The organism is Arthrobacter russicus (genome assembly GCF_031454135.1).
GTDB lineage: Bacteria > Actinomycetota > Actinomycetes > Actinomycetales > Micrococcaceae > Renibacterium > Renibacterium russicum.
Map to the genome: position 1 here is coordinate 3,305,234 of NZ_JAVDQF010000001.1, position 23,609 is coordinate 3,328,842.

At 63.7% G+C, this 23,609-nt stretch carries 25 protein-coding genes and 2 pseudogenes; 19 read left to right on the top strand and 8 right to left on the bottom strand.

What is annotated here, in order from left to right; genetic code table 11:
- The first annotated feature begins 5 nt into the window (after window positions 1-5).
- The 5 genes from JOE69_RS15525 (at window position 6) to recN (ending at window position 4,916) form a co-directional block, all read left to right on the top strand.
- Window positions 6-986, top strand: a complete 981-nt coding sequence (locus tag JOE69_RS15525; protein WP_309800203.1) for an HAD-IIA family hydrolase — start codon at window positions 6-8, stop codon at window positions 984-986.
- Window positions 987-1,102: 116 nt separating this feature from the next.
- Window positions 1,103-1,345: a hypothetical protein gene (locus tag JOE69_RS15530; RefSeq protein WP_309800206.1), complete on the top strand. Its 243-nt coding sequence runs from the start codon at window positions 1,103-1,105 to the stop codon at window positions 1,343-1,345.
- A gap of 1 nt (window position 1,346) precedes the next feature.
- On the top strand, window positions 1,347-2,180 hold the full coding sequence (locus JOE69_RS15535; RefSeq protein WP_309800208.1) for a TlyA family RNA methyltransferase: 834 nt from the start codon (window positions 1,347-1,349) through the stop codon (window positions 2,178-2,180).
- Between the two features lie 2 nt (window positions 2,181-2,182).
- On the top strand, window positions 2,183-3,196 hold the full coding sequence (locus tag JOE69_RS15540) for an NAD kinase (protein WP_309801340.1): 1,014 nt from the start codon (window positions 2,183-2,185) through the stop codon (window positions 3,194-3,196).
- Between the two features lie 7 nt (window positions 3,197-3,203).
- Window positions 3,204-4,916, top strand: coding sequence for a DNA repair protein RecN (recN, locus tag JOE69_RS15545; protein ID WP_309800212.1), 1,713 nt, complete (start codon window positions 3,204-3,206; stop codon window positions 4,914-4,916).
- Between the two features lie 55 nt (window positions 4,917-4,971).
- Here recN and JOE69_RS15550 read toward each other — a convergent pair whose 3' ends face one another.
- Window positions 4,972-5,547 carry a lytic polysaccharide monooxygenase gene (locus tag JOE69_RS15550; RefSeq protein WP_309801342.1) on the bottom strand — a complete coding sequence of 192 codons (576 nt, stop codon included), beginning with the start codon at window positions 5,545-5,547 and terminating at the stop codon, window positions 4,972-4,974.
- Window positions 5,548-5,807: 260 nt separating this feature from the next.
- Here JOE69_RS15550 and pyrG point away from each other — a divergent pair, with 260 nt between their 5' ends.
- From pyrG to JOE69_RS15605, 11 genes and pseudogenes are all read left to right on the top strand, one after another.
- A complete protein-coding gene (gene pyrG, locus JOE69_RS15555) occupies window positions 5,808-7,529 on the top strand; it encodes a CTP synthase (RefSeq protein WP_296361173.1) in 1,722 nt (573 codons plus the stop codon).
- 1 nt (window position 7,530) lies between these two features.
- A complete protein-coding gene (locus tag JOE69_RS15560; RefSeq protein ID WP_309800214.1) occupies window positions 7,531-8,250 on the top strand; it encodes an NUDIX domain-containing protein in 720 nt (239 codons plus the stop codon).
- A complete protein-coding gene (xerD, locus tag JOE69_RS15565) occupies window positions 8,247-9,218 on the top strand; it encodes a site-specific tyrosine recombinase XerD (RefSeq protein ID WP_309800216.1) in 972 nt (323 codons plus the stop codon). The genes JOE69_RS15560 and xerD overlap by 4 nt, the downstream gene beginning before the upstream one ends.
- Window positions 9,219-9,748: 530 nt before the next feature.
- A complete protein-coding gene (locus JOE69_RS15570) occupies window positions 9,749-10,798 on the top strand; it encodes a matrixin family metalloprotease (protein WP_309800218.1) in 1,050 nt (349 codons plus the stop codon).
- A 266-nt stretch (window positions 10,799-11,064) separates the two neighbouring features.
- A pseudogene (locus JOE69_RS15575) lies at window positions 11,065-11,277 on the top strand (RNA polymerase sigma factor); the annotation flags it as partial.
- 15 nt (window positions 11,278-11,292) lie between these two features.
- A pseudogene (locus JOE69_RS15580) lies at window positions 11,293-11,403 on the top strand (site-specific tyrosine recombinase XerD); the annotation flags it as partial.
- A gap of 138 nt (window positions 11,404-11,541) precedes the next feature.
- The gene (locus tag JOE69_RS15585) at window positions 11,542-11,769 is read left to right on the top strand and encodes an RNA polymerase sigma factor (protein ID WP_309800220.1); all 228 of its coding nucleotides are present in this window, start codon (window positions 11,542-11,544) and stop codon (window positions 11,767-11,769) included.
- 24 nt (window positions 11,770-11,793) lie between these two features.
- Window positions 11,794-12,045: an RNA polymerase sigma factor gene (locus JOE69_RS15590; protein WP_309800221.1), complete on the top strand. Its 252-nt coding sequence runs from the start codon at window positions 11,794-11,796 to the stop codon at window positions 12,043-12,045.
- Window positions 12,046-12,076: 31 nt separating this feature from the next.
- Entirely contained in the window at window positions 12,077-12,325 is a 249-nt protein-coding gene (locus tag JOE69_RS15595) for a hypothetical protein (RefSeq protein WP_309800223.1), read from the top strand.
- A gap of 94 nt (window positions 12,326-12,419) precedes the next feature.
- Window positions 12,420-12,767 (top strand): hypothetical protein, encoded by a 348-nt coding sequence (locus tag JOE69_RS15600; protein WP_309800225.1) that lies wholly within the window; start codon window positions 12,420-12,422, stop codon window positions 12,765-12,767.
- A gap of 89 nt (window positions 12,768-12,856) precedes the next feature.
- Window positions 12,857-13,348 carry an 8-oxo-dGTP diphosphatase gene (locus tag JOE69_RS15605; RefSeq protein ID WP_309800227.1) on the top strand — a complete coding sequence of 164 codons (492 nt, stop codon included), beginning with the start codon at window positions 12,857-12,859 and terminating at the stop codon, window positions 13,346-13,348.
- Here the strand turns inward: JOE69_RS15605 and JOE69_RS15610 are convergent.
- The 6 genes from JOE69_RS15610 to JOE69_RS15635 form a co-directional block, all read right to left on the bottom strand.
- Window positions 13,326-14,357, bottom strand: coding sequence for a zinc-binding dehydrogenase (locus tag JOE69_RS15610; protein WP_309800229.1), 1,032 nt, complete (start codon window positions 14,355-14,357; stop codon window positions 13,326-13,328). The genes JOE69_RS15605 and JOE69_RS15610 overlap by 23 nt on opposite strands.
- Window positions 14,358-14,535: 178 nt before the next feature.
- Entirely contained in the window at window positions 14,536-15,654 is a 1,119-nt protein-coding gene (locus tag JOE69_RS15615; protein ID WP_309800232.1) for a bifunctional 2-methylcitrate synthase/citrate synthase, read from the bottom strand.
- The gene (gene prpB / locus JOE69_RS15620; protein WP_309800234.1) at window positions 15,647-16,573 is read right to left on the bottom strand and encodes a methylisocitrate lyase; all 927 of its coding nucleotides are present in this window, start codon (window positions 16,571-16,573) and stop codon (window positions 15,647-15,649) included. The genes JOE69_RS15615 and prpB overlap by 8 nt, the downstream gene beginning before the upstream one ends.
- Before the next feature lie 19 nt (window positions 16,574-16,592).
- The gene (locus tag JOE69_RS15625) at window positions 16,593-18,107 is read right to left on the bottom strand and encodes an MmgE/PrpD family protein (RefSeq protein ID WP_309800249.1); all 1,515 of its coding nucleotides are present in this window, start codon (window positions 18,105-18,107) and stop codon (window positions 16,593-16,595) included.
- Window positions 18,104-18,760 carry a GntR family transcriptional regulator gene (locus tag JOE69_RS15630; protein WP_309800251.1) on the bottom strand — a complete coding sequence of 219 codons (657 nt, stop codon included), beginning with the start codon at window positions 18,758-18,760 and terminating at the stop codon, window positions 18,104-18,106. Before JOE69_RS15630 ends, JOE69_RS15625 begins: the two co-directional genes overlap by 4 nt.
- Window positions 18,761-19,044: 284 nt before the next feature.
- Window positions 19,045-19,875 carry an SDR family NAD(P)-dependent oxidoreductase gene (locus JOE69_RS15635; protein ID WP_309800253.1) on the bottom strand — a complete coding sequence of 277 codons (831 nt, stop codon included), beginning with the start codon at window positions 19,873-19,875 and terminating at the stop codon, window positions 19,045-19,047.
- A 55-nt stretch (window positions 19,876-19,930) separates the two neighbouring features.
- Between JOE69_RS15635 and JOE69_RS15640 the strand changes: the two genes are divergently transcribed.
- Window positions 19,931-20,554: a TetR/AcrR family transcriptional regulator gene (locus JOE69_RS15640; RefSeq protein WP_309800256.1), complete on the top strand. Its 624-nt coding sequence runs from the start codon at window positions 19,931-19,933 to the stop codon at window positions 20,552-20,554.
- A gap of 124 nt (window positions 20,555-20,678) precedes the next feature.
- Here the strand turns inward: JOE69_RS15640 and ddaH are convergent, their stop codons facing one another.
- Window positions 20,679-21,551, bottom strand: a complete 873-nt coding sequence (ddaH, locus tag JOE69_RS15645) for a dimethylargininase (RefSeq protein WP_309800258.1) — start codon at window positions 21,549-21,551, stop codon at window positions 20,679-20,681.
- A gap of 170 nt (window positions 21,552-21,721) precedes the next feature.
- Here ddaH and JOE69_RS15650 point away from each other — a divergent pair, with 170 nt between their 5' ends.
- Both JOE69_RS15650 and JOE69_RS15655 read left to right on the top strand, forming a co-directional pair.
- Entirely contained in the window at window positions 21,722-22,549 is an 828-nt protein-coding gene (locus tag JOE69_RS15650) for an ABC transporter ATP-binding protein (RefSeq protein WP_296361193.1), read from the top strand.
- A gap of 77 nt (window positions 22,550-22,626) precedes the next feature.
- The gene (locus JOE69_RS15655; protein WP_309800261.1) at window positions 22,627-23,595 is read left to right on the top strand and encodes an ABC transporter substrate-binding protein; all 969 of its coding nucleotides are present in this window, start codon (window positions 22,627-22,629) and stop codon (window positions 23,593-23,595) included.
- Window positions 23,596-23,609: the final 14 nt, after the last annotated feature.

The following is a 23,609-nucleotide window of genomic DNA, read 5'->3' on the forward strand; positions in this document are numbered from 1 at the left end:
AACAGATGACCGAGGCATTGATCAGCAGGTTCGACGCGCTCTTGAGCGACCTCGACGGCGTGGTGTACGCCGGTCCGGAAGCCATCCCGGGCGCGATTGCCGCCTTGCGCGCGCTGGCCCCGGCCGGCGTCGGGCTCGGCTACATCACGAACAACGCCTCGCGCTCCCCGGAAGCCGTCGCCGCGCATCTGCGTGAGCTCGGCGCGCCGGCAACGGCCGGCCAGGTGACTGGATCCGCCCAGGCGGGCGCGGCGCTGCTGGCGGAGAATCTGCCGTTCGGCGCGAAGGTGCTGGTTGTCGGCGGCGGTGCCTTGCGCGACGAAGTGGCAGCCCGGGGGTTCCAGAGCGTCGCCGGAGCCGGTGATCTCCCGGACGCGGTCGTCCAGGGCTTCGATCCGGAGCTGGGCTGGCGGGATCTGGCGGAAGCCGCGTTCGCCATCCATGCCGGGGCGTTGTGGGTGGCCACCAATACGGATCTGACCATTCCGGTAGCACGCGGCATCGCTCCGGGAAACGGTTCGCTGGTCGCGGCGGTGCGTAATGCCACCGGGATCGAGCCGTTGGTGGCGGGCAAGCCCCAGCCGGCGATGTTCGAGTTGGCTGCCGCGTCCTTGGGCGCACAGCGGCCGTTGGTGGTCGGGGACCGCCTGGACACCGATATCCTGGGCGGCAACCGGGCCGGGATGGCTACTGCCGCGGTGCTGACCGGAATCGACAACGTGCGGACGATTCTGGCGGCGCGTACCGCGGAACGGCCGGAATACCTGATCGAAGATCTGAGCGGGCTGCACACGCCCTATCCGGACGTGCTCAACGATGCCGCCGGAGCCCGGTGCGGAGCCGCAACCGCAGTGCTGCGCGGCGGCCGGATCGAACTCAGCGGGCATCCGGACGATCTGGACTCCTGGCGCGCGGCCTGCGCCCTTTGGTGGGCGGCGAACCCGATGCTGGAAACCGCCGTGCTGCCGGAGATCGACTGGCGCTGAGCTGCTGCTCCCAGGACGCCGCTCCCAGGACCCCGCTGAACGCGGCGATTGGACGGGCGTGGCTTGGTATGGCGCGCATTCCGCAGCGTTGCCGAGCTCGAAGCTAGACTGGAGGCATGTCGGAGAACCCCGGATCGCAGCTGCCCGCCGAGCAACGTTCGTTGCTGGATCAGGGGCCGGCGCATTGGCCCGAGGGGCTGACCGCGACCGGTGATTTGGGCGTGGACCGAGCCTTGGGCGTTTTGGACGCGTTGCCGGAAACTGCGACCGCCGCGCACCAAGGCATCTATGAAGAGGTGTACGAGAGTTTGTTGGCCGAGTTGGAAGCGGGTCCGGAAGAAACCGGGCCAACGCACTGAAATGCCGCGTCTCGACCGAGAACTGACGATTCGGGGTCTGGCCCGCTCCCGGACCCAAGCAGCGCAATTCATTTCCGAAGGCGCCGTGTCCGTGGCCGGGGAGCCGGCCCGCAAAGCTTCCCAAGAAGTCGCTGCGGACCAGGAAATAACGGTACGGCTGAGCCGCTCGGACGCTTATGTCTCGCGGGCCGCGCACAAATTGCTCGGTGCCCTGGCCGAGTTCCCGGAGATCGCCCCGGCGGGCAAGCGGTGCCTCGATGCCGGCGCATCGACCGGCGGATTCAGCCAAGTGCTCCTGGAAGCCGGTGCCCGGGAGGTGTTGGCCGTGGACGTCGGGCACGGCCAACTGGTGCCGGAACTCCGGGCTGATCCCAGAGTGCAGGTGCACGAAGGGCTCAACGTCCGGGATCTGGTTCCGGAGCTGATCGGCGGGCCGGCCCAGCTCACCGTGGCGGACTTGTCCTTCATTTCGCTCCGCCTGGTGCTGGCTGCTCTGGCCGGTGCCACGGCGGCCCCGGGAGATCTGCTGGTCATGGTGAAACCGCAATTCGAGGTGGGCCGGGATCGGCTGGCCAAAACCGGTGTGGTCGGATCGGACCAGGAACGGCGGCGCGCGGTTTCCGGGGTCGCCGCGGCTGCGCTCGAAGCTGATTTGGCGCTGTGCGGCTTGGCTCGGAGCCCGTTGCCGGGACAAGATGGCAATATCGAATATTTCCTCTGGCTGCGCAAACCGGGGGCGGGCGGGCAGTCTAAGCTCGGAGTGCAGGCACCTGGAGCGGACGGTGCCGAAGGATTCTTGCGACATTGGTGGCCGGGCGAACGGAAGAGCGGGTGAACATGCAGCGGTACGTCTTGATCCTGGCCCATACCGGTCGGGAAGATTCGATGGTTGCCGCCTTGCAGGTCTGTGAGCAGTTGCGGGCGGCCGGCGTCCGGGCGGTGATGACCGCTGAAGACCTCGCGGACATGACCACGCACTTCGGCCCGTTGAACGTGCCGGCGCAGGAGCTGGACGACGGCGTGACACTGGCCGAGTTGGAGCTGGTGATGGTGCTCGGCGGTGACGGGACGATCCTGCGTGCCGCCGAACTGGTCCGCGGCCTGGAAGTTCCGTTGCTGGGCGTGAATCTTGGCCACGTAGGATTCCTGGCCGAAAGCGAACGTGCGGACTTGGCGCAGAGCGTCGAATGGGTCGTGCGCCGTGAGTACACGGTCGAAGAACGGATGACCATCGATGTCACGCTCTGGGTCGCCGGTGCCAAAGCCGCGCATACCTGGGCGCTGAACGAAGTATCGGTGGAGAAGAGCGACCGGGAGCGGATGCTCGAGGTGGTCACCGAAGTCGATGGCCGCCCACTGAGTGCGTTCGGCTGCGACGGCGTCGTGATGGCCACGCCCACCGGATCGACGGCGTATGCTTTTTCCGCGGGCGGGCCGATCGTCTGGCCCGAAGTCGATGCCATGCTGATGGTCCCGATCAGCGCCCATGCGCTGTTCGCGCGACCGCTCGTGGTATCGCCGCAGTCCACCTTGGCCGTCGAAGTCCTGGACCGCACCGGGGCGCACGGCGTGATGTGGTGCGACGGCCGACGTTCTTGGCCGCTGCCGCCGGGCTCCCGGATCGAGGTGACCCGCTCGGCGACTCCGGTCCGGCTGGCCCGGACCCGCCAGGTGCCCTTCTCCGCGCGGTTGGTGCGCAAGTTCGAGTTGCCGGTGCAGGGTTGGCGTGGCCCGGTACCGGACGCGGCGTCCGCCGGCACCGAACCGATCCCAGTGGTCCAGGCGAAACGCCGGATCGCGCCCGGCGGGCTTCCGCTCAAACAACCGAAGAACATCGGAAGGCAGGACTGACTCAGCCGTGATCGAAGAAATCCGGATCCGAGACATGGGCGTGATCGCCGAAGCCACCCTGCCCCTGGGGCCCGGGTTCACCGTGGTGACCGGCGAAACCGGCGCGGGCAAGACCATGGTGGTGACCGCCGTCGGGCTTTTGCTGGGCGCCCGTTCCGACGCCGGCGCGGTCCGTCTGGGCGCGAAGTCGGCTGCCGCTGAAGCGACGGTGCAGCTGCCCACCGGGCATGCTGCCCTGACCCGGGCCGCGGAAGCGGGCGCGGAGGTGGAACTGTTCGACGGCCGGGCGGAGCTCCTGCTGGCCCGCAGCGTGGCCGCGGACGGCCGGAGCAAAGCCTTCGTCGGCGGCCGCAGCGCTCCGGTGGGCGTCTTGGCGGAAATCGGCGCTGAGCTGGTCGTGGTGCACGGCCAATCGGATCAGATCCGGCTCAAGAGCGCCGCCGCGCAGCGCGAGGCCCTTGACTCTTTTGCCGGCGCCGATTTCTTGGCGCGATTGGTGCAGTACCGGGCTCGGTTCGAAGCCTGGAAAGCGGCGCAAGCCGAGCTGAGCCAGATCCTCGAGCATGGCCGGGAACGGGCGCGGGAAGCCGAGGAGTTGGCGGCTGCACTGGCGGAAATCGATGCGCTCGACCCGCAGCCCGGTGAAGACGATGCGCTCAAGGCCGAGTCGATCAAGCTCGCGAATATCGAATCGCTGCGGCAAGCCGCGGCGCAGGCCCACGAGGCATTGATTTCGGAAGAGTACAGCGCCGCCAACCCGGCAGACGCGACCACCTTGGTGGACGGTGCCCGGCGCGCGCTCGAACAGGTGGCCGAGCACGACGAGGTCTTGGCCGGGTTGGCCGGGCGGTTGGCCGAGGCCGGGTATCTGCTCGCCGACGCGGCCGGCGAGCTGGCCAGTTACGCGTCCACGCTCGACGCCGAGGGTCCGGGCAGGCTGGCCGCGCTCGAGGACCGCCGCGGCCAATTGGCGGGGCTGACCCGCAAATACGCGCCGACCATCGACGAGGTGTTGGCCTGGGCGGAATCGTCCCGGCTGCGGTTGGACGAGTTGCAGGACGATTCGGCGAGGGTGGGCGCATTGCAAGCCGAAGTCGATGCCGCCGATGCCGAGCTGACCGCGTTGGCTGCGGAATTGAGCAGTCTCCGGCAGGCAGCCGCAGTCGAACTTTCCGACCGGGTGACTGCTGAGCTCAAGGCGCTGGCCATGGCCGATGCGCGGTTGCAGATCGAGATTTCCGCGGCGCAGCGAGGACCGCACGGCGCCGATGAGATCGCCTTTTTGCTGCAACCGCATTCCGGAGCACCTGCCCGACCGGTCGGCAAAGGCGCCTCCGGCGGCGAATTGTCCCGGGTGATGCTGGCGCTCGAAGTGGTGCTGGCCGCCGTCGACCCGGTTCCCACTTTCGTCTTCGACGAGGTCGATGCCGGAGTCGGCGGCAAAGCGGCGGTCGAAATCGGGCGTCGGCTGGCTGCTTTGGCCCGGCACGTCCAAGTTCTGGTGGTGACCCACCTGCCTCAAGTGGCCGCGTATGCGGACAACCACGTCCGGGTGCTCAAATCGGCGGACGGCGGTTTCACCGAATCGGACGTCCGGGCCTTGGACTCGGCGGAACGGGTCCGCGAGTTGGCCCGGATGCTCGCGGGGCAGGAAGATTCAGCCAGCGCGCAAGCCCACGCCCAGGAATTGCTCGAGGAAGCCGGGCAGCCTGGCAGCTGAGCCTGCCGCTCGGTGCTGCGGACCGGCGGAACCGGTCCGCAGCACCGAGACCGGTTCAGCCGATGTTGACGTCGACCGCCTGATAGAAGGCATTCTCGGTGTCCGCGACATCCCAGACCGCGTAGACGACGTGGTATCCGGAACGGTTCGACGGGATGTTCACGGTGTGCGTGAGGTTGTTCGAGGCCGGGCTGCCGTTGTGCGGCACCGTAGTGATCAGCTCGAGTTCGGCCCTGGTCAAGGGCGCGTTCTGGTTCCACCCCTGCTTCGTGATGTAGTAGCGCCACTGGCTCGTCGCATGCGGCGCGGTGTAGGTCCAGGTGAATTTCTGGGCGCCGGTTTTGATGTCGTTCTTGTACCAGCGGGTCGAGGTCTGCTGGTCCAGGATTCCGCCGAACTGGCCGCCGGCCGAGGCGAGTTTGCCGTCCGCCGGGCCTTTGGCCGGGAACCCTTTGGGTGCTTCCAGGCTCTGCGGCTCGTATTGGATTGCGCCGCAGTTCTGGTTCAAGCCCAGCTTGCAGGCTTCGGAACGGCTGTGCGGGCCGGAAATGTAACCGTGCGCATTCGCTGCGGCCATGCCGCCGAACATCAAGGCCAGCGCGACGACCGCGCCGGCAAACACTTTGACCATGTTTTTCACTGTTTTTCTCCTCGGTGAGACTCGTGATGTCTTGGCTGTCGGAAGGTTCTCCGGTTGCCCCCAAAGGCGTGCCCAATGCGCGTCGCCGCCTGTTCCGCGACCGATGCGCCCCCTGGACCCCGAGCGTTGCGCTTGAAGTCTATGAGCCAGCTGAGCGGCTGAACAGGCGGGGAATCACGTACGTGATTCCCCGCCCCAGCGCAGTTCCGGCCACCGTGTCGCGACGCAACGGCGCGTTCGGAGGCAGTTGCATGCTATTCTTGAATTCCGTGGTGCAGCGATCATTTTCCCGGTTATCAGGTCCCTCCAACGGCTCTTCGGCGGCTTCTTCCCGCCATATTTTCGTCACAGGCGGTGTCGCCTCCTCTTTGGGCAAAGGCCTGACCGCCTCAAGTTTGGGACATCTCCTCCGAGCCCGTGGTCTTTCCGTGACCATGCAGAAGCTCGACCCCTACCTCAATGTCGATCCCGGCACGATGAACCCCTTCCAGCACGGCGAGGTCTTCGTGACCGAAGACGGCGCGGAGACGGATCTGGACATCGGCCACTACGAGCGCTTCCTCGACGAGAGCCTGGAAGGCTCCGCCAATGTGACCACCGGCCAGGTGTATTCGACGGTGATCGCGAAAGAGCGTCGCGGTGAGTACCTCGGCGACACGGTCCAGGTCATCCCGCACATCACCGACGAGATCAAACGCCGGATGCGGCTGCCCGCGGAGGGCGCGAAAGCCCCCGATGTGATCATCACCGAAATCGGCGGCACCGTCGGCGACATCGAATCCCAGCCGTTCCTGGAAGCGGCCCGTCAAGTCCGGCAGGACATCGGCCGTTCGAACGTCTTCTTCCTGCACGTTTCCCTGGTGCCGTACATCGGTCCGTCCCAAGAACTCAAAACCAAGCCGACGCAGCACTCGGTGGCCGCGCTGCGCTCGATCGGCATCCAGCCGGACGCCATCGTGGTCCGCTCGGACCGCCAGGTTCCGGACGCGATGCGGGCCAAGATCGGCCGGATGTGCGATGTGGATACGGATGCCGTGGTGAATGCCGCGGACGCGCCGAGTATCTACGACATTCCGAAGACCCTGCACAGCCAAGGCCTGGACGCCTACATCGTGCGTGCTCTGGACCTGCCGTTCACCGACGTGGACTGGACCACCTGGGACAAACTGCTGGTCGCCGTGCACAACCCGGCGCACGAAGTCGAAGTGGCCTTGGTCGGCAAATACATCGACCTGCCGGATGCCTACCTCTCGGTCACCGAAGCCTTGCGCGCCGGGGGCTTCGCGAACAGTGCCAAGGTCAACATCCGTTGGGTGCCCTCGGACTTGTGTTCGACTCCGGAGGGCGCGGCCAAAGCGCTCGACGGCGTCGATGCGATCTGCGTCCCCGGCGGCTTCGGCATCCGCGGCCTGGAGGGCAAACTGGGCGCGCTCAAGTTCGCCCGGGAAAACCAGATCCCGACGCTGGGCCTGTGCTTGGGCCTGCAGTGCATGGTGATCGAATACTCGCGCAACGTGGTCGGACTGGCCGGCGCCTCGTCCTCCGAGTTCGAACCGGATGCGCCGCACCACGTGATCGCCACGATGGAAGAACAGCTGGACATCGTCGACGGCAAGGGCGATCTGGGCGGAACCATGCGTCTGGGCCTCTACGAAGCGAAGCTGCTCGAAGGCTCCGTGATCGCGGAGACCTACGGCGCGCTGACCGCGAGTGAGCGGCACCGGCACCGTTACGAGGTGAACAACAAATACCGCGAGCAGATCGCCGCCGCCGGTCTGGTGTTCTCCGGAACCTCTCCGGACGGCAAGCTCGTGGAGTACGTGGAGCTGCCGCGCGAGGTGCATCCGTACTACGTGGCGACCCAGGCGCACCCGGAACTGGCCTCCCGGCCCACCCGCCCCAACGCCATGTTCACCGGCCTGGTCAAGGCCGCACTGGCCCGGCAGAGCGAGTCCCGGCTGCTGGAGGTCTGAGATGTCCCCGGTGCCGGCTGAATCGACGCATCAGGCTGAACCGACAGAGCCGGCCGGGCTTGCGGACAGTCCGGATTTCCGCCGGGTCCTGGAACGGCAGACCAAGTTCCACGGCATGGTCTGGGACGTGGTCGGCGAACGCTTCGAGCTTTCGCCCGGCGAACCGCCGATCACCCGCGAATACCTCGACCATCCCGGCGCGGTAGCCGTCGTGGTACTGGACGAGGCCGGCCGGGTCCTGCTGATCAAACAGTACCGGCACCCGGTCCGGGCCTCGCTGTGGGAGATCCCGGCCGGCTTGCTGGATATCGCCGGCGAAGACTTCCAAGCCGCGGCCGCGCGGGAACTCGTGGAGGAAGCCGATGTGCGCGCCGCCGATTGGCGGGTGCTGCTGGACGTCTACAATTCTGCCGGTTCCTCGTCCGAGGCGGTGCGGATTTATCTGGCGCGCGGAATCTCCGAGGTGCCGCCCGCCGAACGGCACGTCCGGACCGAGGAGGAATCCGAGATCCAATTCCGCTGGGTGCCGCTGGCCGAGGCGGTGCGGGCTGCGCTTTCCGGCGGTCTGCACAGCTTCAGCGCGGTGAGCGGGATCCTCGCGCTCGCCGCAGCGCAAGGCGAGGGTCTGGACCGCTTGCGGCCGGCGGCTGCGCCGTGGCCGGAACACCCTTCGCAGCACCCCATCCAGCCGGAACCGCGCGCGCAGCAGCCGGGCGAATGACTCCGGGGCCGGAAGCGGAAGCCGTGCTGCCGCCGGCTCTGCTGCGGGCCCAGCGCGAATACCTGCAACACCTCGCCGTCGAACGCGGTCTGGCCGCGAACACGATGGCGGCATACCGGCGCGACATCGGCAGATATCTGGCTTTCCTGGCTGCAGCCGGAGTCAAGGCACCGGCAGAGATCGGCCGGAAGCAGGTGACCGACTTCGCCCAGGTGATTTCCACCGGTTCGGACGGCGGCAGTCCGCTCAGCGTGCGCTCCGCAGCCAGATGCATCGTCGCGGTGCGCGGCATGCACAAGTTCTGGGCGCTGGAAGGAATCGCAGCAGCCGATCCAGCGAGCGAAGTTCATCCGCCGATGCCCGGACGCCGGCTGCCGAAAGCGATCAGTGTGCCCGAAGTGATCCGCATCCTGGAGGCGAGCGGGAGCGACTCGCCGACCGGCTTGCGCGACCGGGCCCTGCTGGAGTTCCTGTACTCGACCGGGGCCCGGATTTCCGAGGCGATCGGCCTGGACGTGGACGATGTGCTCGGCAGTTCCGCCACCGAAACCGGACCCGCCGTCGTGCGGCTCTTCGGCAAAGGTTCCAAGGAGCGGGTGGTCCCGCTCGGCTCCTACGGGGCCCGCGCCGTCGAGGCCTATCTGGTACGCGGACGGCCGCTGCTGTCCGGGAAGGGCAAACCGACGCCGGCGCTGTTCCTCAATGCCCGCGGCGGAAGGCTGAGCCGGCAGAGCGCTTGGACGATCCTGAAAGCCGCGGCGGAGAAAGCCCAGATCGGCAAAGCGGTTTCCCCGCATACCCTGCGGCATTCCTTCGCCACGCATCTCTTGGAAGGCGGGGCGGACGTCCGGGTGGTGCAGGAGCTGCTGGGCCACGCTTCGGTGACCACCACCCAGGTCTACACCCTGGTCACCGCTGATACCTTGCGCGAGGTCTATGCCGCGGCGCATCCGCGGGCGCTGGGCTAAGGTAGCCTTTTCGGGCTGGGTCGGCAACGATTACTTGCTCAAGATGGGGCGGCGGATTGGGCTGCTGACAGCAGGACCGTCATGAGCGCGGAATTCACCGGGCTCAGTTCCAACCGGTGCGTGACGCTCCTATGGCCGTCAAGCCCGTTACGCGAAGCCAGTACGGCGATTCGGCCTGTTAGTTAAGCCAGCGAAGTCTTCGGAGCCAAAATAATATTTACAACTGCACTCTTGTTTCTTCCTTGGATTAATGGACTAATTTAACCTATGGGGGAGTTCGCCCGGCTGTCCGTCTGGTATCGACGACGATCAACGAGGATCGTGGTCGTAGTTTCTGCGGCGACTTTGGCAATTATCGGTCTCATGGTGATCGCGCTCTTCTATCCTCTGTCCTACGACATCAGTTCGTCGAGTTCGTCGGCATGTGACGGGACCATAACGACCTCGGAAAAATCTTGCAATGATGGCGGAGGCGTACCGATCCGGCTGATTGATGTCATCATCGGCAATCTGAACGGAAAGTAGATTCAATGCAACGTCGCATTTTTTCGGTCGTTTTGGCTACCGGTGTCCTCTTCTCTTTCAGCGTTCCATCGGCAACGGCTGAAACTTCGGCCAGAATGCTTCCATGTAATACAAGTCAAACTGTCCAGCTAGGACAACTGTCTTTGCTCGAAGATCCAGCCTGCGATTACAAGAACGCCAACATTGATATCGATGGATCGGGCCGTTCTTTCGCGGTCCCGCCAGCGGGACTGAGTGTCGCTATGAACGAACTTCGTGTGGACGGAACTGGAAGCTCTGGTGATGTCGTGGTCTTCAGATCCGAAGCGGGCGAAATGGCGGTGAAGACCTCCATCGGGCTTTATGGAAGTGAAAAATCGAGAGCATCCTTCAAAGCTGCTGAAATCTCTATACAAAAAACCTTGGCCGAAAAATCAAGCCCGGCTGGGCCAACCTCCAACAAGGCCACGACCCCAGCGCCGATTCTTTATGCCGGTAGTAACGGCTGCAACAACTCTGCGTACCAGTATGCCGGCTGGAAATGGGTGACCCCTTTTGACTGGCAATACAACGCTGCCGGCCAGCCAAGCGCCGATGCTTTGGGAATCATGCAGAATGCTGGTAAGCGATGGACGGGGTCGATTTCGGCGTGTAACCAGAACTCTTCAAGCTCTGCTTCACAGCGTTTTCAATATGGAACATCAACCCGCCCGCAGGTTCGTGAAGATGGAACGTGCGGCAGTTACGACACAGAGAACATCATTGGTTGGGGCGTCTTTAATGATTCGAGGACGCTAGCTCTTACTTGTACTTGGTACAGGACAAGCGACGGTAGGGCCTTCGCCTCCGATCAAAACTACAACGTTAACAAGCCTTGGTTCACCAGTGGGACCTGCAACGCGCGATTCGATCTAGAATCAGTTGCGGTTCACGAATGGGGACACACCTACGGATTGACCCACGTTGACCAAAACACCGGACAAGTGATGGTTCCGGAGTTCAACTATTGCCAACCGGAATACAGGTCGCTTGGCCGAGGAGACGCACTGGGGATCACCGGCCTGTACCCAAATTAGTTAGACAGAGAAGCTTCTGTGGGACTCACGAGCAGTCGTAGGAGCTAGGCTCGGTTTTCTGGGCACTGTGCCTGAGACGATGATCTCGGGATGTGGCTTGTGGTGCCTGCTGCGAAGTTCTGGGGTTGATTGTTGGATTTGTGGACGGCTGACGTTCACCGAAAAAAATCCGAAAAATCTTTGACAGCAGTGTAATAAGGTTGCCACTTGGCGAAACTCATCAGTTGACGAACGAAGGCGTTGACTGAGAGGGGGTCCGAGTGTTGATGGAACACGAAAGTACGTTCGTGGCATTGCACAAGCAGTTCCGTGGGCGGGTGCTGAACTATATCCGCCGGCGGATCTCTTCCGAGGAGACGGCCGAGGAACTTGCCGCCGACGTTTTCCGGATCGCCTGGGAAAAATCCGAATCCGTGCCCGAGCCCACCCTGGCTTGGCTGCTCACCGTAGCCCGCAACCTCATCGGCAATGAATACCACGGCCGGCAGTGGGCTCAGGAGCTGCTGGGCCACGCCTCGGTGACCACCACCCAGGTCTACACCTTGGTGACCGCCGATACGCTGCGCGAAGTCTATGCCGCGGCGCATCCACGGGCGTTGGGTTAGCACTGGGCGAGTTCCACGGCGGCCGAGGATCTGGCCAGTTCCAGAAGGCCGAACTTTCTTTTCGTAAAGTGTAAAGAAATATAGTCCTCGCGAAACTCTACAGGTATTGGACAACGATCCACCTGAGAGGAGCCCCTGGTGACGACGGAACGTGAGCGCGGCTTTCTGGTGTTGCACGGCCAGTACCAAATTCGAGTGCTCAATTACATCCGACGCAGGATTTCTTCTGAAGAAGTCGCCGAGGAACTCGCGGCGGATGTCTTCCGGATCGCTTGGCAAAAATACGACGGCGTGAAGGACTTTTCGATTGGCTGGTTTTTGACCGTGGCCCGGAACCTGATCGGCAACGAATACCAGGGGCGCTGACGGGCTCAGCAACTGCAAGAGCGCTTGGCCGAGGCCGAACGACTCAAGTACCAAGCCGGCCAGGCGCCAGAGCCGGCAGGACGCGCCGAAGCACTGGATTACCTGCGGGAAAAAGATCGCGAAATTCTGCTTCTGGCCTACTGGGACGATTTGAGCCTGGCGGATATCGCTGAGGTGCTTGGCTGCTCGGAGTCCGCAGCCGGCGTCAGGTTGTTCCGAGCCCGAAAAGCCTTCGCAAGAACCCTTTCGCAATTTTCAAGCATTGAGGTGGGTTGACATGGACCGAATTGAACGTATCCTCCGAGACATGAATCCGGTATCCGGTTCGGCTGCCGACAGCCAGTCGGCAGAATATCTTCCGGACATCTTCAAGAATGGATCTGGCCACCCCGAAGACATCAATCCAGTGGCCTCGCTGGCGGAACGCCGCAAGCGGCGTGGCCGGCTGCAGGTGGTGATCGGTACGGCCTCCGTTGCGGTACTCGGCCTGGTGGTCGCGGGTCTGTTCTTTTCCGCAGGCCAACAATTCGCTAGTCCCAGCCGGGCCGAGCGATAGCGGATCAAACAGCAGTTCGATGACTAGCACGACTAACCGGCCAACGCAGTCATCGCCGTCGCCTACGGAAACTCCTCAAGGGCTGTCCTGCAGTATGGGCAGCGTAACAGCGGTCCTGCCAGATCCTGCTGGCAATCCGTTACCGAACTATGTCGCCAGCAATCCGGAATTCTTCACTCCGTTGGGCTGCGCCGAAGGCTGGATGGCTTTTGAGCTCAATGATCGCGGGAGCGCCGCACTGGGCGTATCTCCCGGGCAGAACAGCTACAATTACTTTGCCCGGAAGAAGGGCGAGAAGTATGAATTCGCGATGCTCAGCTTGCAGAAGTACAACCGGAATACCCCGTCGGATCTGCAGATTCAGTTGATGGAGGAGCAATTTACCCGGATCGGTATTCCCGCCCAGCTGCGAGAGGCCTTGATCGGTAACCCACCAGTTTGAGCAGATGCGGCTCACCATGCTGCTCATCAGCGCGCGGGATCAAGAGCCCGGCTGCCGTCTTGGCCTCCGCTCCCAGCTAAGCTCATTCCATGGTTCCTGCCGCGGTGACTCTGGTGTTCTTGTTCCGGCCGCTTCCCTCGGGAGCTCCGGAAGTCCTGCTGGGCCTGAAGAAGACCGGCTTCGGCACCGGGAAAGTGGTGGGCATCGGCGGACACCTGGAAGCCGGGGAAACCGCAGCTGCTGCAGCGGTCCGCGAATTGTTCGAAGAAACCTCGGTCCGGCTCACCGAAAACCAGTTGGCCTACCGCGGTTCCGTGGCTTTCCGGTTCCCGGAACGGCCGGAATGGGATATGGACACCGACGTCTTCAGCGCCTCCGACTGGCAGGGCGAACCACGGGAAACCAGCGAGATCAATCCTGAGTGGCATGCCCTGGACCGGTTGCCGCTGCACCGGATGTGGCAAGATGCCGGGTATTGGCTGCCGGTGCTGCTCAACGGGCCGGAACAGCACTTCACGGTCCGAATGGCTGCGGACAATGAGGCAGTAGCCGAAGTGCTTACGGCACCAGCACGACCCTGAGCGCTTGACCGTCCCGCGCGGCGTCGAAGGCGGCCGCAATATCGGCCAGCGGCCGGGACTCGCTCAATAGTTCGGCGAACGGTTTGTCCGAGGCGGCCAAGAAGTCGATGGTCTGCTGAAGATGTTCCGGGCGGTAGTTGTGCACGCCCTGCATCGTGGACAACCCGCGAACCATCGCTTCGGGATCGACGGGGACGGCAGGCCCGGGGGAGACCGTTCCGGCCAGCAACAAGATGCCGCCGATCTCCAAGGCGGCCAGCGCCTCGGGGATGATCGGGCGGTAACCGGAGAGTTCGACGGCGATGTCGAAGCGCCGGTCTGCTTCCGGTCCGTCTGCCGTGTACGTGGCACCGAACCGCAAAGCCCGCCGGCGGCGCTCGGCCTGCGGCTCCCAGACGGTGACTTCGAAACCCTGCTCGGCGAGCACCGCGCAGGCGTAGAGCCCGAGCATTCCGGCGCCGATGACGAGCGCGGATTCACCGGTGGCGCCTTCCACGGCAGCCATGATGGTGGCTCCGGCGCAGGTGGCGGTTGCGGCTACCGCGCTCGGCAGCGAATCGGGGACCAGAGCAATCGGGGTTCCGGCTCGCAGCTGCACGTGGCTGGCAAAGCCGCCGGAAAGCGGCCAGCTCTCCCAGGCAGTGTGGCCGTATTTGGCCACATGGCGGCACTTCTGCGGCAGCCCCCGTGCGCAGCGGGTGCATTCGCCGCAGGAATCGGTGATTGACCAGACTACGCGGTCGCCAACCTGTACCGCCTCGTCCAGCGTGGTCCGGGGCGTAGGCCCCGGGCCCAGGGCTTCGACGACACCGCAGTATTCGTGCCCTAGCACGCTCGGCGCCGGGCTTTCCCGGCGGCCTTCCACGGTGTGCAAATCGGAGCCGCAGATGCAGGCGGATTCGATCCGGACCAGGGTCTGGCCGGGGCCGAGTTCTGGAGCGGAAAGCGTTCGGATTTCAAAGCCCAGGGCAGGGCCAAGCCAAACCGCAGCACGGATTCTGTCTACCATGCAGTGCAGGCTAAACCAGCGAGATGAACACCAAGCGAACCATCGCGTTCACCTCAGCGGCCGGACCGGAGTGGCTCGGCCGCTGCTAAACCACGAAAGCCGCCGATCTTGGTTGAGCTCGCGGAATATCCCCGGCGTCAACCAAGATCGACAGCGTTCTGGATTCCGACTAGGCCGTCTAGAGGTGCCGTTCGTCGACGCCGTTGTAGGCGCTCAACGGCCGGATCAACGAGTTCGCCGCCGCCTGCTCCATGATGTGCGCGGTCCAACCGGTGATCCGGCTGGCCACGAACAGCGGAGTGAAGGTCGGGGTGTCGAAGCCCATCAAGTGGTACGTCGGACCGGCGGGGTAGTCCAGGTTCGGTTTGATGTTCTTCGCCTCGCCCATCGCCGATTCCAGCGCGGAATACAGTTCCAACATGTCTTCGCGCTGATAGTGCGCCGACATTTTCTCCAGGGCGGCCTTCATGGTCGGCACCCGGGAGTCGCCGTTCTTGTAGACCCGGTGGCCGAAGCCCATGATCTTCTTCTTCTGCGCCAATGCATCATCCAACCAAGTCTTCGCGTCCACTCCGGTGGACTGGATTTCCTCGAAGGTGTGCATCACGGCTTCATTGGCGCCGCCGTGCAGCGGGCCTTTGAGCGCGCCGATCGCGCCGGTCACTGCGGAGTGCAGATCAGCCAGCGTCGAGGTGATCACCCGGGCGGTGAAGGTCGAGGCGTTGAAGGAGTGCTCCGCATACAGGATCATCGAGACGTTGAAGGCTTCGACCACCTCGGGCGCAGCTTCTTCGCCGAAAGTCATCCAGAGGAAGTTCGCCGAGTAACCCAGATCTTCGCGGGGCTCCACCGGGGCCAAGCCGTGCCGCCGTCGTTGGTCATAGGCGACGACAGCGGGCATTGCAGCGAAAAGCTCTTTGGCCTTTTGCAGATTGGCCGCCGGGGAAGAATCTTCCGCCAACGCATGGTTTGCGCCGATCACCGAGGTTGCGGTGCGGCAGACGTCCATCGGATGGCAGCTCGTCGGCAGCAAATCGATGGCCGCCTGGACGTTGCGGTCCAAGGCCCGGTTGGCCCGTTCCAAAGTTTCGAACTCGGCCAGCTCGGCTTCGGAGGGCAATTCGCCGTTCCAGAGCAGCAAAGCGACTTCTTCGAAGCTCTTGTCCGCGGCGAGTTCTTGCACCGGGTAGCCGCGGTAGAGCAGCGAGTTGCTCTCCGGGTTGACCTTCGAGACCGCCGTGAAGTCCACGACGACCCCGGCCAGGCCTTTCTTGATCTCCTGAGTCTGCTCAGCCATTGCTCTCCTTCGAGTTGAACTGCTGCGGCACTGAGAAGTTGAAGACCGCAGAGTCGAAATGGTTATATCCCTCGTAGTCTACGAGTTCGTACAAGCGGGCGCGGGTCTGCATCCGTTCCACCGCCGGCTGCTGGGTGCCGGCAGAACGAATCACGTCCAGGGTGCGCTCCGCTTCGCCCATGGCGCTGCGCAACAGGGTCACCGGGTAAATCACCATGTTGATGCCCGCCCCGGCCAGCTGCTCGGCAGAGAAGAGCTCGCTTTTGCCGAATTCGGTCATATTGGCCAGAATCGGCACGTCCACCGCTGTGCGGATCGCTTCGAAATCGGCGAGCGTGTGCATAGCCTCCGGGAAGATGGCATCCGCACCGGCGTCGACCAATGCTTTGGCCCGGTTCACGGCGGCCGGAGTTCCTTCGACGGCCGCGACGTCGGTGCGTGCCATGATCAGGAAATTCTCGTCGCGTCGCGCATCAGCGGCCGCCCGGATCCGCTTGAGCGCGGTCTCCAGATCCACCACCGCCTTGCCATCCAAATGTCCGCAGCGTTTCGGATTGATCTGGTCTTCGATGTGCAATCCGGCCAGCCCGGCGTCTTCGAACTCCTGCACACTGCGGGCCACGTTCATCGGCTCGCCGAAACCGGTGTCGGCGTCCACAATGGCGGGCAGATCGGTCATCCGGGCGATCTGCTTGGCGCGCGTCGCCACCTCGGTCAGCGTGGTGAGGCCGATGTCCGGCAAGCCCAAATCCGCGGACAGCACCGCGCCGGAGATGTACACGCCGTCGAAGCCCTTGTCTTGGATGAGTTTGGCGGAGAGCGGGTTGAAAGCTCCGGGGAACTGCTGGAGTTTTCCGGAATTCAGTTTCGCGCGCAGATCAATTCGCTTCTGCGCCGCGGTGGTCTTGGCGTACAGCATCTAGACCAGATCCTTTCGGTTAGAAGAGGCCGTCAGTGGCGTTCGTGACGACGAAGCCGTCCTTGGCCCGCACGTTCAGTTGGTCCAATTCGCCCGCAGCCAGCTCGGGCAGGCGCTCGACGGCGGCCAGGAAGCGGTCCAGCTCGGCCGGCTCGATGGCTTCGGCGGCCAAGGTGCGCAGCTTGTTCACGTAGTTTTCCCGGGCGAACGGCCGGGCGCCGAGCGGGTGCGCATCCGCGACGGCAATCTCGTCCACGATCTTGGTGCCGTCGGCGAGCTCGATTTCGACGCGGCCGCCGAAAGCCTTCTCCGCCGGGTCCAGCGAATGGTAACGCCGGGTCCACTCGGCGTCTTCGGCGGTGGTGATCTTGTTCCACAGGTCAACAGTGTCCGTGCGCTGGGCGCGTTCCGGCGTGTACGAATCAACGTGGTGCCAGGTGCCATCCTGGAGCGCAACCGCAAAGATGTACGGGATCGAGTGGTCCAGGGTCTCCCGGGAAGCGGTGGGATCGTATTTCTGCGGGTCGTTCGCGCCGGAGCCGATCACGTAGTGCGTGTGGTGGCTGGTGTGCAGCACCGCAGACTTCACGTTTGCCGGGTCGGTGAGCTGCGGGTATTCGTGGTGCAGCTTGCGGGCCAGGTCGATCCAAGCCTGCGCCTGGTACTCGGCCGAGTGTTCCTTGGTGTAACTGTCCAGAATTGCCCGCTTGGCCTCGCCAACTTCCGGCAACGGAACGTCGTACGAAGCGCTCGGTCCGTCGAGCAGCCAGGCGATCACGCCGTCTTCGCCTTCATAGATCGGCTCGGGCGAGGTCTGGCCACGCATCGTGCGGTCCACGGCTTCGATCGCCATCTTGCCAGCGAACGCGGGAGCGTAGGCCTTCCAAGTGGAAATCTGGCCTTTGCGCGACTGCCGGGTCGCCGTGGTGGTGTGCAGTGCCTGGCCGACGGCCTGGAAGATGGTCTCCGCGTCGAGGCCCAGCAAGGTGCCGATGCCGGCCACAGCCGAGGGGCCCAGGTGCGCCACATGGTCGATCTTGTGCTTGTGCAGGCTGATCGCTTTGACCAAGTCGATCTGGATTTCGTAGCCGGTGGCCAAGCCGCGGATCAAGTCCTGGCCGCTCTTGCCGGCGTGCTGCGCGACGGCCAGGATCGGCGGGATGTTGTCGCCCGGGTGTGAGTACTCGGCGGAGAGGAAGGTGTCGTGGTAATCCAGTTCGCGGACCGCGACGCCGTTGGCGAAGGCAGCCCATTCCGGGCTGGACGTCTCGGTGATGCCGAACAGGCCGGCGCCGTTGCCGTTCTTGGACGGTTCATGGGCCAGCGCCTGATCCCGAGCCGCGACGATCGGTGCCCGGTTGAGCGAAGCGATCGCCACCGAGGCATTGTCGATGATCCGGTTGATGATCATCTCGGTCACCTCGTCGGTCACTTCGACCGGGTCGACGGCGACCTGGGCGATTTTGTAGGCGAGTTGGTCCTCGCGGGCCAGATTCTCTTCGCTCTTGTAAACGCGGACGTGCTGGTTTTTCACTGTCCCGGGCCTTTCTGGTTGTTTGGCTTGCTGTCGAGGATGTGTTGCAGGGAGTTGTTGAGGTGGATCGTGGTGGCCGCTGCGGCCACCTGCGGTTTTCCAGCGGCGATCGCGGCGCAGATCGCCGAATGTTCCGCCGCAGTCGCCTGCAGGCGTTCCGGGTGTTCCTGGGCCATCCGACGGGCGCGGGCCAGCAACGGGCGGATGTTTTTCAGCGAGTTGACCAAAAAGGGGTTGCCGCAGGACTTGTCGAGTGCGGCATCGAGATTGCCGGAGAGCCGGTAGTACTCCTCGGTGGAACTGCCTGCGGCCAGACTGAGCCCGGCGGCGGCGAAATCGCGCTGCAGTTGCGCGAAGCTGCCGGAGTCGCCGCGCTCGGCGGCCAATGCGGCGGCTTTGGCCTCCAAGGTCTCCCGCAATTCGTAGAGTTCCCGCACGGTCTCCAAGGAGACATCGGTGACCACGACGCCGCGGCCGCCCTTGGCCGTGGTCAATCCTTCGGCGGTGAGCCGGGAGAGCGCTTCACGGACCGGGGTGCGGCTCACGCCGAGCCGTTCGGAAAGTTCTACTTCGCCCAAGACCGTGCCGGGGGACAGGCGCCATTGCACGATGTCCTGATGCAGGGCCTGGTAGGCCTTCTCGCTGGCGCGCATAACACCATTGTATACACAAAGGCGGAATATTTCCCTCGACGGGTTTTAATTGCTGATTTTTGTATACATCAAGTGATCAGTTTCAGCAATGCTGGATCAGGGGCCACGGCCACTGCGTGGCTCCACCGCCTAGCGAACCGTGTTGCATCGGCAGATCGCAAGACCATTGGTTGGCGCTCGGTTGGTCGACGCCCAGTCCCGTGGTTCGCTATCGGTCGGACTCCGGGTCCCCGGGTGCGTAAAAAAATGTCATCGTGGCTGCTCGGGGCATTGAGTATTCCAGGTTAATAATGGGTTCCACCATCGATGCGGATCTCGGTTCCGGTAATGAATTTTCCATCCGCGGAAGCCAGCATCGCCACGACGCCGGCGACCGCGTCGGGCTCCGCGAACCCCGGCCCTAGGGCGGGCGCGAGTTTGCCGAATAGCTCCATATTGGCGTCCTCGGGTAAAGCAGGTCCTTGGTTTTCGCGACTTTCGCCGGATCCATCGGTCATTCCGGAAGAAATGGACCCGGGTTGGACGGAGTTGAAGCGAATGCCGTCCTGCGAGTACTCGGCTGCCAGTGCGTGGGTCATCGACTGCACTCCGCCCTTGCTCGCTGCATATGCGGCCATGTAGGGGTGGGCGAAGGCAGCTGAGGTGGAGGAGAAATTCACCACTGCAGGCGCGTTGCCCGCACGGAGATGGGGAAGGGCTTCCCTGATGACGAGGAACGTTCCGAGGAGATTGACCCGGATGATCTGTTCGAACAGATCGAGCGACGTGTTCTCGGTGTGCGAGGATCGCAAGATGCCAGCTGCGTTGACCAGGGCGTCCAGTCCGCCGAGCGCCTCAATTGTCCGGGTTACGCCGGCCTTCACGGACTCTTCGTTGGCGATGTCCATGGTCAGTACGGTCAGCCGATCGGCCGAGCGACCCGCCGCTTCGCGGGTGGATTCCAGCCCATTTTCGGAGATGTCTGCCGCAGCTACGTTTCCGCCCTCTGCGAGGAGGCGTAGCGCGGTCGCTTGTCCGATGCCCGATCCTGCGCCGGTGATGAGAACCCGCCGTCGTTCGTACCGATTCATGGTGCCTCTCCCGATAATGCTGCCAATGCCGTGTGAATATGGCACGTTGTGCCATATTCACATCTTATGCCAGAATTTATTGGTGGTCTAGTCTCGGAGGATGAGCACTTTGAGGGGGCGGCGAACGGCTGCAACGAAGCTCGATATCGCCAAGACCGCGGTTGTCTTGTTTGCCGAGCATGGCACGTACAGTGTGACTGCCCGGGAAATCGCGGTTGCTTCCGGGGTGTCGCTGCGGACTTTTTATCGGTACTTCCCGACAAAAGAGGATGCAGTCGGGCCAGTGCTTTTTGCGGGAGCTGCCCAGTGGCAATCCGAGCTCGCCTCGCTGGACAAAATCTCGGCAGTCCATATGACGGGAGTGATTCGACAGATTTTGACGCCGGCCGATGCGGCGGAGGCAGATCAGTTGCGCATCATGGCCCGCCTGCTTCGGGTAGCACAAGAGGACCAACTGCTGCGGGACGTTTGGTCAAGGGTGAATCAACAATCCGAACGTGCCCTCGTGGACCTCCTCGAGGGCACGTTCGGTGCTGAGGTGATGAGTCGACGGATTGTGGCCGCCGCGGCAACGAGCGCGATAAGAATCGCTTTGGAAATGTGGGCTTTATCCGAGTTCACCGACGATACGAACGTCCCGGCGGCCTGGGCATGCGATGCCTTTGCGCGCCTGAGCCGGGGCGCGTGGCCAGAGCCTGCCGACGGGGCCGAAGCCAACTTGTAGCAGGCGTGGCCGGCGGCCCGGGCGCCGGTCCCGACGGAGAGCGTGCCGAGAAATTGCCCGCCACCCGGAATCGCGTCGCCAGCCGCGTGATATCGCGGGCCTGGCAGTGTTCAGCGGTCCCGGATCAGCGATCCAGGATCAATGTGCAGCATTTCGCGCCGCCGCCGGATTTGAGGAATTCGGAAACGTCGACCGGCACCGGAGTGAAGCCGTGCTCGGCCAGTTGCGCTTGGAAGTTCACCGCCTGCTCGGCGACTACCACGTTTTTGCCGTCGCTCACCGCGTTGAGGGCGAACCATTCGGCGTCCTCGACGCAGACTCGGATCTGGTCCAGGCCCAATCCGGCCAGGATTTCGAGCGAACGCGGGGAAAAGGCCTCGGGCACGAAGGCGATGGTGCGCTCATCCAGGATCGCGAGCGCGGTGTCGATGTGGTACCAGCGGGAGTCGACGAGTTCCAAGGTCTCGGTGGGCAATCCGAGCAGTTCAGTGACTTCCGGTCCGGCGCCGAGCTCGCTCCGGAAGCCACTGCCGCCCAGCATTACGCTTCCGGTCCAGAGGAAGTCGCCTTCGCCTTCGTTGACCAGCTCCGGCCGCACCACGTCGAAGCCCTGCGCCTGGAACCACTGGGCGAAGTACTCTTCTTCCGGCTGCCGGTATTCGGACCGGAATTTGCTGACCAAGGCCTTGCCGCCCTTGATGATCCCGGCATTGGCCGTGAAGACCATGTCCGGCAGGCCCGGCACGTCGTCCATCACCTCGACGGAGTGGCCCAGCCGGAGGTAGGTCTTGCGCAGGTTCTCCCATTGCGCCATGGCCAGGGCGGCGTCGACTTGGACCGTGACGTCCATCCAGCGGTTGATCGAGTAGTAGACCTCGAAGTTCCCGGGGCGGCACATCAGGAACCGCTGGGGCTTGGCTTCGCGCAGGCTGGGGTTCGCCGCGGAATCGGCGACGAGGGGTTCGAAATCGGAGGTTTCACTCAGTGTCTGGGTCATGGCAGGACGTCTTTCTCTTAGTTGCTTCTGGGCATGCAAATTACTGGGCATGGGTCTTGCGCCGGATCGCGACTCGGCCGGGCGGATTTTGACGCTGCCGCCGGCCGGCAGGTTCGCCCTGAATATGACGGCGAGTTTTAGGTTAGCTTATCCTAAGTTACTATGACAGCATGGTTGATGTGACTTCCCTCGCTGCGCTTTCCGGGCACGATCTGCACTTGTCCTACGGCACTCGACGAGTCGTGGATTCGGCGTCGCTGAGTTTGGCGGCCGCCAAGGTCACCTCGCTCGTGGGGCCGAACGGCAGCGGGAAATCGACCTTGTTGCGCTCCTTGGCCCGGCTGCACCGGGTGGATTCCGGAACAGTTGCGCTCGACGGGCATCCGGATGCGATGTTGTTGAGCCGGCGGGAATTCGCCCAACGGGTGACCTTGCTCGCGCAGCACCGGCCGAACCCTTCGGGAATCACGGTGCGCGATCTGGTCGGGTACGGACGTCAGCCTTATTTGCGCCGGTGGGGGCGCAGCAGTGCAGAAGATCTGCAGGCCATCGAGGAGGCCATGGCGAAAACCCGGGTCAGCGCGATGGCCGACCGTCCGGTCGACGAACTGTCCGGGGGAGAGTTGCAACGGGTTTGGCTGGCCTCCTGCTTGGCGCAGGATGCCAGTGTGCTGCTGCTCGACGAGCCCACGACCTTCCTGGACTTGCGGCACCAAGTCGAGTTCTTGGACTTGATCTGCGAATTGGCCGAACTGCACAATGTCGCAGTCGGCGTGGTCTTGCACGACCTCAATCACGCGGCAGAGGTGTCCGACACCATCGCGGTGATGCACCAGGGCACGGTTCGGATCGCAGGCAGACCCGAAGAGGTGCTGACTGCCGAGCTGTTGTCCGAGGTCTACGGAATCCAGATCCAAGTGAGCTTGGACGACGAGACCGGTGTGGTGCACACCCGCCCGATGGCCCGCCGGATGCGGTCTGCGCTCTCCTTGGCCTGACCGCCGCCATACATCACCGCTTTCGGTCCGGAGGTCCCGGGCCGAGCCTTTATAGAGACAAGAACGGAAACATCACAGTGAACAAATTTCGGCTTACCGGCGCGCTGCTCATCGGCGCGCTCGCACTTTCGGCGTGCGGCACCACGCAGCCTGCGGCCACCGCATCCGGTTCCGGCAGCGGAGCTGCGATCACGGTCAAGGACGATCTGGACCGTACGGTCTCGCTGGCCAAACCGGCTGAGCGCGTGGTGACCACCGAATGGCAGCAGGCCGAAGACGTGCTCACCCTCGGGGTGACTCCGGTGGGGGTATCCGACATCGCCGGATACAAGGTCTGGGACACCGCGGAGGCGATGCCGGATTCGGTCAAGGACGTCGGAACCCGTCAGGAGCCGAACCTCGATGCGATTTTCTCGCTCAACCCGGACCTGGTGATCATCGAGGCCAATAATGAGACCCCGCTGGTCAAGCAGCTCTCCGACCGCGGCATCGCGGTGATGGTGTCTAAGGGCGCCGACGGCAAAGACTCGGTGGGCAAGATGAAGCAGACCTTCCAGATGATCGCCAGTGCGCTGGGCAAAGATGCGCAGGCGAAGCAGACCCTGGAGGCTTTCGATGCCAAACTGGCGCAGGCCAAGCAGAAGATCCAAGACGCCAATCTGGCGGACAAGGGCTTCCTCTACCTGGATGCCTACCTCGAAGGATCCAATATCTCGATCCGGATCTTCGGCAAAGGCTCGTTGATCGGCGATTTGGGCACCCAGTTGGGCCTGCAGAACCTCTGGACCGGAGAGGCCGATCCGGTCTACGGCTTCGCCGCCACCGATGTCGAGGGCCTTTCCGCGCTGAACCCGAACCGGATCTTCTACACCGCCGCCGAATCGAAGGACTGGTTGACCCCGCTGGAAGGAAACCAGCTGTGGCAGAACCTCGCCGCGGTCAAGAGCGGTTCGGTCAAGGCCTTCCCGGCCGGAATCTGGACCTTCGGCGGACCCAAGAGCAGCGAACAGGTCATCGATGCCTTCGTTGCCGCAGTAACCTCCTAATTCATGTCACTGGT